This is a genomic window from Mucilaginibacter mali (genome assembly GCF_013283875.1).
GTDB classification, from domain to species: Bacteria; Bacteroidota; Bacteroidia; order Sphingobacteriales; family Sphingobacteriaceae; genus Mucilaginibacter; species Mucilaginibacter mali.
Map to the genome: position 1 here is coordinate 958,394 of NZ_CP054139.1, position 13,345 is coordinate 971,738.

Genomic DNA, 13,345 nt, shown 5'->3' on the forward strand with positions numbered 1-13,345 from the left:
CAAAAACCACCTATCTATTTGATTATAAAAATATTCTTACTACATTTGCATCCCCGTTTATAGGCGGGTAAAAAGTAAAAATCATTTAAATAATGCAACAGTACGAAACCGTAATCATTCTGACCCCGTTGTTATCAGAAGATGCTGCGAAAGAGGTAATTGCCAAATTCTCAGGTATCCTGACTGCTAACGGAGCCGAAATTATCCAGGAGGATAATTGGGGTCTGAGAAAACTTGCGTATCCTATCCAAAAGAAATCGACAGGATACTATCACCTTACTGAATACAAGGCTCCGGGTGAATTAATTAACAAACTGGAGATCGAGTTGAAGCGTGATGAGCGCGTTGTACGGTTCCTGACCATTGCTTTGGACAAACATGCCGTAGCTTACAACGAGAAAAAACGCAGCGGTGCATTCAACAAGAAACCGGCTACTAAAACCGAGGAGGCATAATTAAAATGGCAAACGAACAAATTCAATACGTTACTGCTCCCAAGGTGGACGATAACCGTAAAAAATACTGCCGTTTCAAAAAGAACGGTATCAAGTATATCGATTACAAAGACGCTAACTTCCTTTTAAAGTTCGTTAACGACCAGGGTAAATTATTACCACGTCGTTTAACCGGCACTTCACTGAAGTTTCAGCGTAAAGTGGCACAAGCTGTTAAACGCTCACGCCACATTGGTTTATTACCTTACGTTACAGATTCACTTAAATAATCGGGAGGTTTAACAATGGAAGTTATTTTAAAACAAGATATTAAAAACCTGGGCGAGAAAGACGATATCGTGAACGTAAAGCCAGGTTATGGCCGTAACTTTTTGATCCCTCAGGGTTTCGCTCAGTTAGCCACTCCTTCAGCACGTAAAGTACTGGCCGAAAACATTAAACAAGCGCAATTTAAGCAAGAAAAGATCCGCAAGGATGCCGATGCTGTTGCTGCTAAACTGGAAGGTGTAAAACTGACCATCGGCGCTAAAGCCGGCGAAAGCGGTAAGATCTTCGGTGCTATCAATACCATCCAGGTAGCTGATGCCCTGAAAAAACAAGGTTTCGACGTTGACCGTCGCCGCATTACTTTCGAGACCGAGCCTAAAATGGTTGGCGAATATGTAGCTAACCTTAACCTGCACAAAGAAGTGAAGGTACAGGTTCCGTTTGAAGTGGTAGCTGAGTAATCAGACCCCTCCCAAACCCTCCCCGAAGGAGAGGGCTTAAGATATAAAAAGGTGTTTAGCGAAAGCTGGACACCTTTTTTGTTTACCAGGCGGTCATGCCGAACTTGTTTCGGCATCCCACTTGCATAGTTAAACCTTGCATCCTTACCTGTATGATGGGATGCTGAAACAAGTTCAGCATGACCTGCTTTTTCTCTGTGTCCTCTGTGCTTCTCTCTTTGTGCCCTCTGTGGTTAAATTCTAAAAATCCGAAATAAAAAATTATTTTCGGACAATGAAACGGCGTGTAAAAACAGGAGGTATCTGGAAACTCATCTGGCGTATTGTAAAACTTGCGTTGATCCTGTTTATCAGCCTCAGCGTGTTTTGGGTACTGTTGTACCGTTTTATAAACCCGCCGGTCACCTGGCTGATGATCACCCGGGGCTTCGAGCGTAAAGCTGACGGTAAGCCATGGAAGATAGATAAGCGCTGGGTTGATTTCGATTCTATTGCTACATCTATGAAAAGTGCTGCCGTGGCTGCCGAAGACCAAAAGTTTTTAGAGCATTACGGGTTCGATTTTAAAGCCATGGAACGCGCTATTGATAAAAACGCGCATAGCCATAAACTGATAGGGGGTAGCACCATATCGCAGCAAACGGCTAAAAACGTTTTCCTGTGGCCGGGGCGTTCCTACGTGCGCAAGGCTTTCGAAGCCTGGTTTACCATGCTGATAGAATTATTCTGGAGCAAGAAACGCATTATGGAAGTGTACCTAAATGAAATAGAAATGGGCGATGGCATATACGGCATTGAAGCCGCCGCGCAAAACTACTACCATAAACATGCCGCCAACCTCACCAAACGCGAATCGGCAGCTATTGCTTCTATTTTCCCTGATCCGCTGAAATGGTCGCCCACTAACCCGAGTGACAGGGTGGCACATCATCAGTATTTGATATTGAAGAATATGCGGAGGTTGGGGCCTTTGGATTTTTAAAGGGAATATTATGGTTGATGACATAGATTTTAATAAGTCGGTAAAATCCATAAAAATTAAATGGAAGGATTCTGATTTTATTGGTCATTACGCACTGCCGATACCTTTAATTGGAGCTGTTATAGTTTTGATACTTGATGCAAAGTATTATCAATCCCATAATTATCAAATAGGTATGGCAGTAACTATAGGCCTGTTATATTTAATAATTGATGTTATATATCAAAACGATAAATTGATAAAAGTCCCTTTTTATGGAAACGTAACAGAACTTAGGAAGAGTTTAAAAGAAAAGATAGAACAAGACGGGTGGATTTTATACAGGAATAACGCGCACTACATAACTGCCGATAAGCAAGGTAAATGGCTTGCCGGTAGTAAAATGGCCATATTGTTTGATAAAGGTGTTGTTTTTATTAATGTGCAAAACCTTGAAGGCTTCCGCGGTTATTTCCCGTTTTCGTTTGGGCGAAATAAAAGGATACGAGAGGAATTTATTAAATCGATAGGATCTTACAAGGTATCATGACTTGCTAATTACTTCAAACTACATTTTAGTAACTACCTTTGTCTAACCATGCAAAGCCAAACTCCCATATTAACCCTCGACGATATCAAGAAACTGGTTGATACCTTTTATGGTAAAATACAGGTTGATAGCCTGCTTGGCCCCATATTTCACGATCGGATAGAAGACCGCTGGCCGCAGCACCTGGAAAAAATGTACCAGTTTTGGCAAACCACCCTGCTGGGCGAACATACTTATACCGGCCGCCCGTTCCCGCCGCATGCAACATTGCCGGTTGGCCACAAACACTTCGAGCGTTGGATAAAGCTATTTACCGAAACGGTTGACGAATTGTTCACCGGCGAAAAGGCCGATGAAGCTAAATGGCGCGCTAGCCGCATTGCCGAGATGTTCGAGATCAAGGTGCACAACTTTCAGAATAACAACGGGTTTATCCTGTAATTTGCCCGCATTTACTTAGGCGCAATCATACTCAGTATCAGCAATGCTTCGCGTGCCTTATTATCAGGAATGTTAAGGTTGGGTTGGCTATAAAATGCCAGGATATCCTTTTGTACCGCCGGGGTGATATGGGCAAAGTGATCCTCCTGTAGCTTCAGTATCCAATCGGCGTAGCTTTTATCGGCCAGGCCGTATTCGTGCAGTTCGGTTCGGTTGCCGGTATCAAAATCGATGTTTTCTAAAGCGAGAGTATTTTCGGCGGCATGCTGCAGGGCGATGTTATAGTTTACCATAATGCTGTCCATGCTGCGCATATACAGTTCCTCGGCGGTTATGCCGGGGTATTTAAAGTTCAGCTTTTTAAGCGGGCCTATTTTGGGCAGGGCGTTAATTACAGCCACAACGCCGCGGGCCAACAGACCAGTACGATCGTAATCCTTACCGAATTGCTTATCGAAGGCATTTTTCGGCATCCGGCTGGTAAATGTTTTTTGGTTAATACTGTCGATAGATAACTGGGTGCCCTCCGGGTCGGTTTGCCAGGCGGTGCGGGCCAGCTCGGGGAAAAACTCGCGTACGCCCCAACGGAAGTTGTTGATAGCCTTTTGAAAGTTAGGGAACACGCTGTAAAGGCTGTGCCCGTAAATTTTCAGGAAAGCCCTTTCTAAAACAGGTGTAGCCATTTCGAAGCCGGTAAAATTGTGGTAAGCGGTGCTGGCATAATTGCCTTTATAGGTTTGGATAATATCGTAAGCAAATTCGATGCTGCTGTGCGAGCTGTGGTCGTTATCGTAAGTTACCACCCTGCCAAATTTTTTCTCTAATTGCGGATAAACAATCGGTACCGAAACATTGGTAGCCAGCGCGTGCCCGTATTTATCGGCCATATAGTGCGACATGGCGCCAAGGGCAAAGGCATATTCGTTCACGTTTTGCGATTCGTTAATAAGCGCCATCACCATATCGCCGCTGCGTACATAATGTAGCAGGTTGGTGAAGTAGGGGCAACCCGATGGCATATAACCCATATCGGCCACCAGCGAGCCGCCGTAGGCAAAGGCATGGGCCTTATCCAGTTCGGCATCTGTTGAGCCAGGGTATTTTTTAAGCAGCAGCGGGCGGATGTGTCCCAGCCATTCGGCATCTATAATAGCCTCGTGCGCCAAAATTGAAAAGGAAAAGGACGGGGCCGCGAAAGTGAGAATAAATAAGAGGGTGAGGAGATATTGCTTAAACGGGTTGAGCAATTTCATGATATCGTTATCGTGGGGTTAAACGCCTTGCAGATCACGATGCAAATATCCGCAGCTAATTTAAGCTGGTTATTTCTTTATGTTAAGTTTTGATTAAATATTGCGGTTGATATTAAAAAATTTGGCTTTTTCTTAACATTAAAAGCGGTGTTTATTTATCTGCAACTAACGATGCGAACAGTTGGATATGCCAGCTATCCTTAAACGGCACTTCCCATTTGGTTTGCAGTTCGCCCAGGTTTTGCACCAGGTTGTTAAATACAATGGTTTGCTTGTTGATGGTATCCTGCCTGATCATTTCCTCAAACTGCAGTCGCGGTGCCGAGAGTACTTTTTCTCCCTCGCGGTAGGCCAGGTTAAACCGGTCGAACAAATTAATACCAAACTCCTGCTCCAAATGCTGCATAAAATGAACGGATTTATCTATCGAGCAGCCGCTGGCGCCGGCCTGGCTTTCATCAACAACCAGGATGATGAAGCGGTTATAACGCACTTCACCCCTGGCTTTTAGCTGGTGGTTGTGCGCGGTCCAGCCGGTGGCGAAGCTGTTGAGTTGCTGCTGTATTTGTTCAGTCTCGGCAGCCGATAGTTCACGGTTGCTCTGGTAGATCCAAACCCTCGAATTTTCAGAAAATTGCATGTGCAAATTTATTCAAATTATTAACTTCGTTTACGCTATTGTTGTCATGGTAAACTCAGTTCTGCAAAAAACCTTTAAACTGTCGTTTTTATTGTTGCCCGGTTTGCTGCTTTACAGCTTTAAAACCGACCCCGATGCCCAGCAACTGTTGAGTTGGAGCAACCGCCTGCTCACCCGTGTTTACGATCCATCTAACGAGGTAAAACTGAAAAAGTGGGAGCTAAACCTTACCGACGGCTACTTTCTTCGCCTGCGTAAAACCTATCAGAACGGCAAGCAGGAATACTACTCGTGCCAGCTGCATGCCTTTAACGATCTGGATTACATCGGCACCACTGCCAGCGGCCTCATCCGCATCACTACCAAAGCCGACGATATCATTGTACAAACCTATAACGACCGTAAGGGAGATGTGGATTCGATGGCTACATCCCTAACCATCCCTGTAAAAAATATGGAACCAGAGCAGGTGGATAGCCTGCGCAATGCGCTGCTGTATTTTAAAACGCAGCGGTTGTGATATAAAAAACACCTAACCGGCTGATGTTCTGCAATACAAAAAGGAATATATAGCGCACCATTTGCTTTTTTGATAGTCTTAATTTTGGTATAACCGGTTAAGCTAAAATTAAAGTATTGTTGACGACACGTTGCCGACTGTGGTTTTTCCTCGCGATGTTTTTTATCGCGGGGCGATGCTACGCGCAGGAAATAGTGATCACACCAACATCCTATCCGGTTGCCGGGGGTAGTGAAACTTTTAGCGGTCGTTTGTTTTATACCATGCCGCCGGAGATAGACACCTGTATGAAGGTAATCCCCGTTATAATTAATGGTAACTATTATATAGACAGTTTGGTGATCACCGGTTCGTGTGTTAAGTATACCGGCGATAAACTGCTGATCCTATCGCGCGGTACATTTAATTTTGAGATATATTGGCGGGGGCGCCTTGATGTAAAAAAGACGATAGAGGTGGGCCCCAGGCCGGCGCCTGTCATATCATCTATCATTGCCTTACCAAACTTCGGTTGCGAGGGTGAGACGGTTACTTACATGGCCGATGTTCCCGCCGCGCATGATAAGGCACTATATCAATGGCAAATAAACGGGGCGAACGCGGGTGTTAATTCTGCTGCTTATACCGGCATTTTAAAATCGGGCGATAAGCTAAAATTAAAGGTTACCAATTTTGATCTCTGCACCACATCTGCCGATAGCATGACGGTAACAGTACCCGTGCTTAAACCCTCGGCATTGCATACCGTTACGGTAAGCGCTTCAGAGAACCCGCTTTGCGGCGCCCACCCGGTAACGTACACGGCCTCAAGCAGCAGAAGTAGTCCCGGCATGGTTTATCAATGGCAATTAAACGGCCAGGATGCTGGCGATAACAAATCAACCTACACACTTAACAACCCGCATGATGGGGATAGGGTAAGTTGCACCATTGGCGACCTGAGCAATTGCGTACTGCCCGTAAGTTCGCCCTTGCTGATCGTTAGCGTCAGCGAAGTTCCAACAGTTAAATTTGCCGGCAACTTAACCACTAACTATGGCGGCCAGCTGCAATTGCAACCTGTTATAAACGGCAACATCAGCAAATTTATGTGGACGCCGGCCATAGGTTTAAGCGATGCCACTATCGCTAATCCAATGGCAAGCCCGCCCGTCAGTACTAAATATAAATTAACCGTATTCAACAATGATGGCTGTACAGCCGAAGCCGATATTTTAGTGAAAGTTACCATTATGGTACCCAATACGTTTACACCAAATGGCGATGGCGTTAATGATACCTGGAAAATTCCCCAGCTTATCTATTACCCCGATTGCAAGCTGAAGGTTTATAACCGCACGGGGGGATTAGTTTTTCAATCTGCCGGTTATGCAAAAAGTTGGGATGGTACAAGTAATGGCCACCCGCTGCCTGCCGGGGCTTATTATTATGTTATCGAAGTTGACAAAACCATCGTATCCGGTTATATTACCATTATAAGATGAACCATGGTGCCGCCTGGCAAAAGCACCGGCTGATTTAAAAGATCGCCTAAATCTAAATTTATCTGCAACATTTTTGTGGCCTATTGTTTTAGTTAAACTAATTATTTAGTTTTATGAGCAACTATTATTAACCTGTCAGCATCCTATGAAAAAGTCGACTTTTAAAATTATAATACCCGCTATGTTTTTATCGGCAATTAGCGTCGCTAACGCTCAAAAACTACCCGGCAAGCAGGAGGTAAGCGTGCGTGCACCAGCCGATATGAAAACCGATGGTAAACTAACCGAATGGGACGGCAAGCTGCAGGCTTATAATAACGCTACCGAAATTTATTATACCATCAGTAACGATGATGCTAAACTTTACCTCACCATACAATGTAAATACCGCGACATTGTAGATAAAATATTGCGTGGCGGCATCGCGTTAAGCATCAACCATATTATCAAGAAGAACGACCCTGAAGCCGTAACCATTACCTACCCGGTGCTGCGGGGAGGGGATATGTCTGACGCTACTAATATGTTTGCCAGGGCTACAAATATTAAAAATGATGGCAAAGATGGCCCTGTCCCGCTCGGCGAGTTGAACACTCTGCTGCAAGCGAAATCGAAGCAGATCAATATTAAAGGGATAAAGGATATTACCGATCCGTCGATATCGGTTTATAACGAGGAGGGCATCAAAGCGGTATCCATGTTTGATAAAGACCTAACCTATACGTACGAACTGGCTATTCCGCTAAAATACCTCAACCTACCTGCTACTCAATTTAGCTATCACGTGAAAATTAACGCGCCCGACGAAACCCCGATGCGGCATGATGGCCCGCCCGCTCCGCCAATGCCCATGACCGCTACCGCGCCTACCGATTTTTGGGGTGAGTACACCTTAGCTAAATAATGCTATGAAATACACCCTGCCGATTGGAAAGACTGCGGTTTTATGTTTGATGATTGCCACCGTACAGGCGCAGAAGCTTCCTAATAAACAGGAAGTGAGCCTGCGCGCCCCCGCCGATATGAAAACCGACGGTAAACTGACCGAATGGGAGGGCAAGCTGCAAGCCTATAATACGGCCACCGAAATTTATTACGCCATCAGCAACGATGACGAAAGGCTGTTCCTTACCATACAATGCAAATACCGCGATATTGTAGATAAGATACTGCGCGGCGGTATTACGTTAAGCATTAACCACATCATCAAAAAGAACGATCCGGAGGCGGTCATGGTTACCTACCCGGTGTTGCGCGGTGCGGATATGTCGGCGGTTACCAATATGTTTGCTAAGATGAATAACGAAAAAAGCGAGGCCCATGATGGCCCGGTACCTGTGGGGGAGCTGAACACACTGCTGCAAAACAAATCAAAGCTGATCAATATTAAAGGGATAAAGCCGATTACCGACCCGGCTATTTCGGTTTATAACGAAGAGGGTATTAAAGCCGTATCCCTTTTCGATACGGGGTTGACTTATACTTATGAACTGGCTATCCCGCTAAAATACCTTAACCTGCCAGCTACACCATTTAGCTATCACCTGAAAATTAATGCGCCCGACGAAACGCCGTTGCCGCCGAATGGCCGGTTTGCGCCACCGGTGGTGATCACGGCTACCGCGCCTACCGATTTTTGGGGTGAGTACAACCTGGCAAAAAAGCAATAATTTGTATGATGCTAAAAAACTGCTTGTTTATCGGTTTGTGTATGCTTGCCCTAACTGTAGCCGCACAGAAAAAATTGCCGGAAGTGCAAAAGGGTGGTTTGCGTGCACCGGATAAAGTTAAAATTGATGGTCGTTTAGATGAGTGGGGCGATCAGTTGCAGGCTTATAACAAAGCCTCGCAAATATTTTATACCCTAACTAACGATGATACTTACCTGTATTTAACGGTCCGCGCCGCAGATAAGGACGCGGTACAAAAAATAAACATGGGCGGTATTACGCTAACCGTCAGCAAGGCTAAAAAGAAGATGGAAAACGCGCCTGCCATCATCTTTCCGGTTTATGATAAAATGGGCAGTAAATGGTTTTCTGTTGAAGACCGGCCTGCAATAACCAAAAACGTAGAAAGGGACAGGGTGCAGCTCGACTCGTTTGTAAGGGTGAAGAATAAGCAGCTGACCGAATATTTTAAATGGATAGGCCTGGCCAACGTAAAGGATATAGCCGATAATACGCTTTCTATTTATAATGAGGAGGGCATAAAGATTGGCTTTATGCTGGATGCGGGAGTTAATTTTAATTGCGAAATCGCCATCCCGCTGAAATACCTGGGCATAGGAGATAGGCTCAGTAAGTTTTATTACAATATTAAGCTTGATGGCGAATCGAGGTACAGCACTAATTTCACGGAGGTGAGAACGGGTATGTACAGCTATGTAAAAGCTGATGGTAAAAGCTACATTATCGGCTCGGATCCTGCCCAGGGCTATAAACTGTTCCCCACCGATTTTTGGGGCGAATACAATCTTGTAAAAAAATAAGATGAAAAAAATAGCTATACTACTGCTTGCCTTATGCTGCAAACTATCTATGGCGCAAAGCTGGTCGGTGTCTTCAAAAACAATGGACCTGGCCTTTGGCTCCATTGTTTACCTGGAAAGCGTATACCCCGGGCCGGGTGGCGCTAAGGCCGGTACCGATACTTTAACCGCTACCGGGATATTGTTTAAGGATAGCGCCCGGGTTTACCTGGTAACCACCAAGCACAGTGTGCAACGTGCCTTGCTGGGCAAAAACCAGCACCTGCTGAATACCAATATCACATTGACCGTATCGGCAGTGCCCGACAGGATAAAAAAGATCAAACTGCCGCTGCTGACAGCAAACGACAGCCGGGTAAAACCTTATGTGTTTTCGTCGGACGAGGAGGATATCGCCGTTTTGTCCTTTCAAAAAAAAAGGTTTAAGCGGGTTCTGGCTTTTTTATTAAAGGACGAAGCCAGGCCCCTGCCGGTAGATTCCTTAGATCTGTCGGACGATCATTACCCCGATGAGGACTTCTTCCACCCATCGTACATGGTGTATAAAGCTAAAACCGGGGCCAAAACATGGTCTAAGGGTTTAGGGACAGCCAAAATCAAAACCTATCCCGATGCTTCTAATAATTTTGTTATCAGCGATTATATCAGCGCCGGGCGCAGCGGGTCGCCGCTTTTTGTTAACGACAAGATCATCGGCATGGTTAAAAACGGGGAGGGCATGGGCACCAATGCCGATGCCATACGCGATCCGTTTAAAGCAGTAAAGGCAGGCATTGTAATAAAGGCCACGCTGATATTACCCTTGATACGAAAGATGCAGCAAATTGAAAACATGCCGGAATTTAATGCCCCGGATATTGAAATTAAGCCAAGTGCGTTTAAAAGATAGCAAAGGAACTGTTTGTAAGATTTTAAGAACTCCTGATCGTCATGCTGAGCGATAGCGAAGCATCCCAAACTAAGCATGCCCGCCCTGCGTATCGGGGATGCTTCGCTAGCGCTCAGCATGACATGTTTGTTTTTCCGCTGAAGCCTCACCCTGCCCTCTCCAGAGGAGAGGGTTCCAAAGTCCCCCCCTTTGGGGGAGATTTAGAGGGGGCTTTCATCGGCATGTCATTTAACCATTAAGAGGCCGCCGGATTTTTATAACTCAGCATGACGGGGAGTAATTGGGTTGCAGATTGAACCCTACAGCCCGTTAGCCCTTACCGTAATCTCTGCAATATCCAGCACCTGTATCTCGCCCTCTTTTTCGCTGTGTTTAACACCGTCGCTCAACATGGTCATGCAGAAGGGGCATCCCGCGGCTACCACTTTGGCTTGCGATTGCAGGATATCGTCCATACGCTCCATGTTTACTTCCTTGTTGCCTTTTTCGGGTTCCTTAAACATCTGCGCACCGCCCGCGCCACAGCACAGGCCGTTGCTTTTGCAGCGCTTCAGTTCAACCAAATCGGCATCCAAAATCTCCAGCGAACGGCGTGGCGCTTCGTAAACATCGTTACCGCGCCCTAAATAACAGGGATCGTGATAAGTAATCCGGCGACCTTTAAAGCTTTCGCCGCCCTCGGCCTTTAGTTTGCCCTCGTCAATTAATTGCTGAATGAGTTGGGTATGGTGGATCACCTCGTAATTGCCGCCGAGACCGGGGTATTCGTTTTTAATGGTGTTGAAGCAATGCGGGCAGCCGGTAACTATCTTTTTAACCTCATAACCGTTAAGCACCTCAATATTCATCATGGCCTGCATCTGGAACAAAAACTCGTTACCGGCACGCTTGGCCGGGTCGCCCGTGCAGCTTTCCTCGGTACCCAGCACGGCGTAGCTGATGCCCACGTGCTGCAATATCTTGCAGATATCGCGGGTGATCTTTTGTGCGCGCTCATCAAAGCTACCGGCACAGCCTACCCAAAATAAAATATCAGGGGTTTTGCCCTGGGCCACCATTTGGGCCATAGTTGGTATTTCCAGCATCGTTATTAAGCTTAGCTTATCGTTAATTGTCTTCTTCGGTTATATTGTTCAAAAATTCATCTATGCTGCTGTAATCTCTAAATTTTATAGATGAATTAATGCTTTTCAGTTGTTTTAAAATATCGGCAGCAACCTCCAGTGCATCGGCTTCCATGCCAAACATATTGGCATCCCAATTGGCACCCACCAATGTTTCATCGTCGGCCATCCCTATGCACCAGCTCTCTAAAAATTCGGCCAATGGAATTGCGGTAGGCACATATCCCCGCCAATCGTCGCGGGCGCAAGCCTTGGCATAAGCCCTGTCCGACCAAAATGGGATGATATCAACGTCCTCGTCCTCGTTAGAATGGGAGTTAGCCCAGCCATCCTTGCTCATCAATCCCCACACCATTTTTGTGGCGGCTGCTTTTTCAATAAACAGCTTGTATTTGTCTTCTATCGCGGCTGTATCCTGTAACATCTATCAAACTAAATTTATTGCCCGTAAATGGCTGCTACTACTAACTGTCAACTGCTTACTGCTTCTCCGCCCAGTTAAACCTGTCGGCCTGGCTATACTTCCATGGGGCGCCGTTATTTTCCACGTTACCGAACATGTTATTCAGGCTGGCCGGCGCCTGCGATTCTTCCATCACCACATAGCGGCGCATTTCGGTGATAATTTCCAACGGATTGATGTTTACTGGGCAGGCTTCCACACAGGCGTTGCAACTGGTGCAGGCCCATAGTTCTTCGCGGGTGATGTAGTTATCCAGCAGGGTTTTATCGTCTACATGGTCTTTGCCGTGCTTGTCGATGTTATTGCCGATCTCGGTGATCCGGTCACGGGTATCCATCATAATTTTACGCGGCGACAATAGTTTACCGGTAATATTAGCCGGGCAGACCGAGGTACAGCGTCCGCACTCGGTACAGGTATAAGCCTCCATCAGGTTCTTCCAGGTCAGGTCGGTGGCATCCTTAACGCCAAAGCGGGCCACTTCGCCGGTAGTTTCGGGCACAAAAGATGGATCAAGCATAGCCTTAACCTCGTTAGTAACCGATGCCATATTGGTAAACTTACCCTTGGGATTAAGATTGCTGTAATAAGTATTGGGGAACGCCAGTAAAATATGGAAGTGCTTTGAATAGGGCAGGTAATTTAAAAATGCCAGTATGCCGATGATATGGAACCACCAGCAACCGCGCTCGATACCCTCCAAAGCCCCGGTCGATCCCGGCAGGATAGGGGCGATAAGCGAACTGATGGGAAAGCTGCCAGCGGTAACGTAATGCCCGAAGTGCATGGCCTGTAACTTATAATCGGCCCCGTTCATGGTGAGGAAAGCCGTCATTAGCAAAATCTCGGTGATCAGGATGTAGTTAGCGTCAGACTTTGGCCAGCTTTTCATCTCTACACCGCTAAAGCGCTTTAAATGCAGCACATTACGGCGGCATAGGAAAACCACGCAGGATGTAAGCACAAGCAGGGCCAGTACTTCAAAGCCACCGATCAGCAAACCATACAAGCTGCCCAGCGGTTTAGAAAAAATACGGTGCGAGCCGAAGATGCCGTCTATCATGATCTCCATCACCTCAAGGTTGATGATGATGAAGCCCACGTAGATGAAAAAGTGCATTACAGCGGCAACCGGGCGCTTGGTCATTTTGGTTTGACCTAAGGCGATTTTAGCCATTGTCTTCCAGCGCAGGGCGGGTTGATCGGAGCGGTCGGTATCCTTGCCTAACAGGATGTTACGGCGCACTTTAGCCACATTTTTACTGAACAGGTAGATGGCCGCGGCCAGTATGATGATGAAGATAATTTGTCCTATCATTATGCATGCATAGTATTTAAGGCTAAAG

Annotated in this window: 17 protein-coding genes; 12 read left to right on the forward strand and 5 right to left on the reverse strand. The window is 46.1% G+C overall.

Annotated features, from left to right (window positions below; translation table 11 throughout):
• Positions 1 to 92 precede the first annotated feature (92 nt).
• The 6 genes from rpsF (at position 93) to HQ865_RS04180 (ending at position 3,135) form a co-directional block, all read left to right on the forward strand.
• Entirely contained in the window at positions 93 to 455 is a 363-nt protein-coding gene (gene rpsF / locus HQ865_RS04155; RefSeq protein WP_173413676.1) for a 30S ribosomal protein S6, read from the forward strand.
• Between the two features lie 5 nt (positions 456 to 460).
• A complete protein-coding gene (rpsR, locus tag HQ865_RS04160) occupies positions 461 to 724 on the forward strand; it encodes a 30S ribosomal protein S18 (protein WP_173413677.1) in 264 nt (87 codons plus the stop codon).
• A 15-nt stretch (positions 725 to 739) separates the two neighbouring features.
• Positions 740 to 1,183, forward strand: a complete 444-nt coding sequence (rplI, locus tag HQ865_RS04165; protein ID WP_173413678.1) for a 50S ribosomal protein L9 — start codon at positions 740 to 742, stop codon at positions 1,181 to 1,183.
• 274 nt (positions 1,184 to 1,457) lie between these two features.
• On the forward strand, positions 1,458 to 2,165 hold the full coding sequence (gene mtgA, locus HQ865_RS04170; RefSeq protein WP_173413679.1) for a monofunctional biosynthetic peptidoglycan transglycosylase: 708 nt from the start codon (positions 1,458 to 1,460) through the stop codon (positions 2,163 to 2,165).
• A gap of 10 nt (positions 2,166 to 2,175) precedes the next feature.
• Positions 2,176 to 2,694: a hypothetical protein gene (locus tag HQ865_RS04175; RefSeq protein ID WP_173413680.1), complete on the forward strand. Its 519-nt coding sequence runs from the start codon at positions 2,176 to 2,178 to the stop codon at positions 2,692 to 2,694.
• A gap of 48 nt (positions 2,695 to 2,742) precedes the next feature.
• Entirely contained in the window at positions 2,743 to 3,135 is a 393-nt protein-coding gene (locus tag HQ865_RS04180; RefSeq protein WP_173413681.1) for a group III truncated hemoglobin, read from the forward strand.
• A gap of 11 nt (positions 3,136 to 3,146) precedes the next feature.
• Here HQ865_RS04180 and HQ865_RS04185 read toward each other — a convergent pair whose 3' ends face one another.
• Both HQ865_RS04185 and HQ865_RS04190 read right to left on the reverse strand, forming a co-directional pair.
• Positions 3,147 to 4,388: a zinc dependent phospholipase C family protein gene (locus tag HQ865_RS04185; RefSeq protein WP_173413682.1), complete on the reverse strand. Its 1,242-nt coding sequence runs from the start codon at positions 4,386 to 4,388 to the stop codon at positions 3,147 to 3,149.
• 151 nt (positions 4,389 to 4,539) lie between these two features.
• Positions 4,540 to 5,028 (reverse strand): ABC transporter ATPase, encoded by a 489-nt coding sequence (locus HQ865_RS04190; RefSeq protein ID WP_173413683.1) that lies wholly within the window; start codon positions 5,026 to 5,028, stop codon positions 4,540 to 4,542.
• Positions 5,029 to 5,074: 46 nt separating this feature from the next.
• Here HQ865_RS04190 and HQ865_RS04195 point away from each other — a divergent pair, with 46 nt between their 5' ends.
• The 6 genes from HQ865_RS04195 (at position 5,075) to HQ865_RS04220 (ending at position 10,412) form a co-directional block, all read left to right on the forward strand.
• The gene (locus HQ865_RS04195) at positions 5,075 to 5,548 is read left to right on the forward strand and encodes a hypothetical protein (protein WP_173413684.1); all 474 of its coding nucleotides are present in this window, start codon (positions 5,075 to 5,077) and stop codon (positions 5,546 to 5,548) included.
• A 155-nt stretch (positions 5,549 to 5,703) separates the two neighbouring features.
• Positions 5,704 to 7,032, forward strand: a complete 1,329-nt coding sequence (locus HQ865_RS04200; protein ID WP_173413685.1) for a gliding motility-associated C-terminal domain-containing protein — start codon at positions 5,704 to 5,706, stop codon at positions 7,030 to 7,032.
• Positions 7,033 to 7,177: 145 nt separating this feature from the next.
• A complete protein-coding gene (locus HQ865_RS04205; RefSeq protein WP_173413686.1) occupies positions 7,178 to 7,936 on the forward strand; it encodes a hypothetical protein in 759 nt (252 codons plus the stop codon).
• A 4-nt stretch (positions 7,937 to 7,940) separates the two neighbouring features.
• Positions 7,941 to 8,702, forward strand: a complete 762-nt coding sequence (locus HQ865_RS04210; RefSeq protein WP_173413687.1) for a hypothetical protein — start codon at positions 7,941 to 7,943, stop codon at positions 8,700 to 8,702.
• A gap of 41 nt (positions 8,703 to 8,743) precedes the next feature.
• Entirely contained in the window at positions 8,744 to 9,523 is a 780-nt protein-coding gene (locus tag HQ865_RS04215; RefSeq protein WP_173413688.1) for a hypothetical protein, read from the forward strand.
• 1 nt (position 9,524) lies between these two features.
• Positions 9,525 to 10,412 (forward strand): hypothetical protein, encoded by an 888-nt coding sequence (locus HQ865_RS04220; protein WP_173413689.1) that lies wholly within the window; start codon positions 9,525 to 9,527, stop codon positions 10,410 to 10,412.
• Between the two features lie 299 nt (positions 10,413 to 10,711).
• Here HQ865_RS04220 and HQ865_RS04225 read toward each other — a convergent pair whose 3' ends face one another.
• The 3 genes from HQ865_RS04225 to HQ865_RS04235 are packed head-to-tail and all read right to left on the reverse strand — an operon-like array spanning position 10,712 to position 13,317.
• The gene (locus tag HQ865_RS04225) at positions 10,712 to 11,497 is read right to left on the reverse strand and encodes a (Fe-S)-binding protein (protein WP_173413690.1); all 786 of its coding nucleotides are present in this window, start codon (positions 11,495 to 11,497) and stop codon (positions 10,712 to 10,714) included.
• Positions 11,498 to 11,519: 22 nt separating this feature from the next.
• The gene (locus tag HQ865_RS04230; RefSeq protein ID WP_173413691.1) at positions 11,520 to 11,960 is read right to left on the reverse strand and encodes a DUF2750 domain-containing protein; all 441 of its coding nucleotides are present in this window, start codon (positions 11,958 to 11,960) and stop codon (positions 11,520 to 11,522) included.
• A 55-nt stretch (positions 11,961 to 12,015) separates the two neighbouring features.
• On the reverse strand, positions 12,016 to 13,317 hold the full coding sequence (locus HQ865_RS04235) for a (Fe-S)-binding protein (protein ID WP_173413692.1): 1,302 nt from the start codon (positions 13,315 to 13,317) through the stop codon (positions 12,016 to 12,018).
• Positions 13,318 to 13,345: the final 28 nt, after the last annotated feature.

What these genes read in the sequence shown, in the direction of transcription:
- mtgA (WP_173413679.1), top strand. Translation starts at nt 1,458, where the DNA reads ATGAAACGGCGTGTAAAAACAGGAGGTATCTGGAAACTCATCTGGCGT.
- HQ865_RS04235 (WP_173413692.1), bottom strand. Translation starts at nt 13,317, where the DNA reads ATGATAGGACAAATTATCTTCATCATCATACTGGCCGCGGCCATCTAC.
- HQ865_RS04220 (WP_173413689.1), top strand. Translation starts at nt 9,525, where the DNA reads ATGAAAAAAATAGCTATACTACTGCTTGCCTTATGCTGCAAACTATCT.
- rpsF (WP_173413676.1), top strand. Translation starts at nt 93, where the DNA reads ATGCAACAGTACGAAACCGTAATCATTCTGACCCCGTTGTTATCAGAA.
- HQ865_RS04200 (WP_173413685.1), top strand. Translation starts at nt 5,704, where the DNA reads ATGTTTTTTATCGCGGGGCGATGCTACGCGCAGGAAATAGTGATCACA.
- HQ865_RS04185 (WP_173413682.1), bottom strand. Translation starts at nt 4,388, where the DNA reads ATGAAATTGCTCAACCCGTTTAAGCAATATCTCCTCACCCTCTTATTT.
- HQ865_RS04230 (WP_173413691.1), bottom strand. Translation starts at nt 11,960, where the DNA reads ATGTTACAGGATACAGCCGCGATAGAAGACAAATACAAGCTGTTTATT.
- HQ865_RS04225 (WP_173413690.1), bottom strand. Translation starts at nt 11,497, where the DNA reads ATGCTGGAAATACCAACTATGGCCCAAATGGTGGCCCAGGGCAAAACC.
- HQ865_RS04190 (WP_173413683.1), bottom strand. Translation starts at nt 5,028, where the DNA reads ATGCAATTTTCTGAAAATTCGAGGGTTTGGATCTACCAGAGCAACCGT.
- HQ865_RS04205 (WP_173413686.1), top strand. Translation starts at nt 7,178, where the DNA reads ATGAAAAAGTCGACTTTTAAAATTATAATACCCGCTATGTTTTTATCG.
- HQ865_RS04215 (WP_173413688.1), top strand. Translation starts at nt 8,744, where the DNA reads ATGCTTGCCCTAACTGTAGCCGCACAGAAAAAATTGCCGGAAGTGCAA.
- HQ865_RS04195 (WP_173413684.1), top strand. Translation starts at nt 5,075, where the DNA reads ATGGTAAACTCAGTTCTGCAAAAAACCTTTAAACTGTCGTTTTTATTG.
- HQ865_RS04210 (WP_173413687.1), top strand. Translation starts at nt 7,941, where the DNA reads ATGAAATACACCCTGCCGATTGGAAAGACTGCGGTTTTATGTTTGATG.
- rpsR (WP_173413677.1), top strand. Translation starts at nt 461, where the DNA reads ATGGCAAACGAACAAATTCAATACGTTACTGCTCCCAAGGTGGACGAT.
- HQ865_RS04175 (WP_173413680.1), top strand. Translation starts at nt 2,176, where the DNA reads ATGGTTGATGACATAGATTTTAATAAGTCGGTAAAATCCATAAAAATT.
- rplI (WP_173413678.1), top strand. Translation starts at nt 740, where the DNA reads ATGGAAGTTATTTTAAAACAAGATATTAAAAACCTGGGCGAGAAAGAC.
- HQ865_RS04180 (WP_173413681.1), top strand. Translation starts at nt 2,743, where the DNA reads ATGCAAAGCCAAACTCCCATATTAACCCTCGACGATATCAAGAAACTG.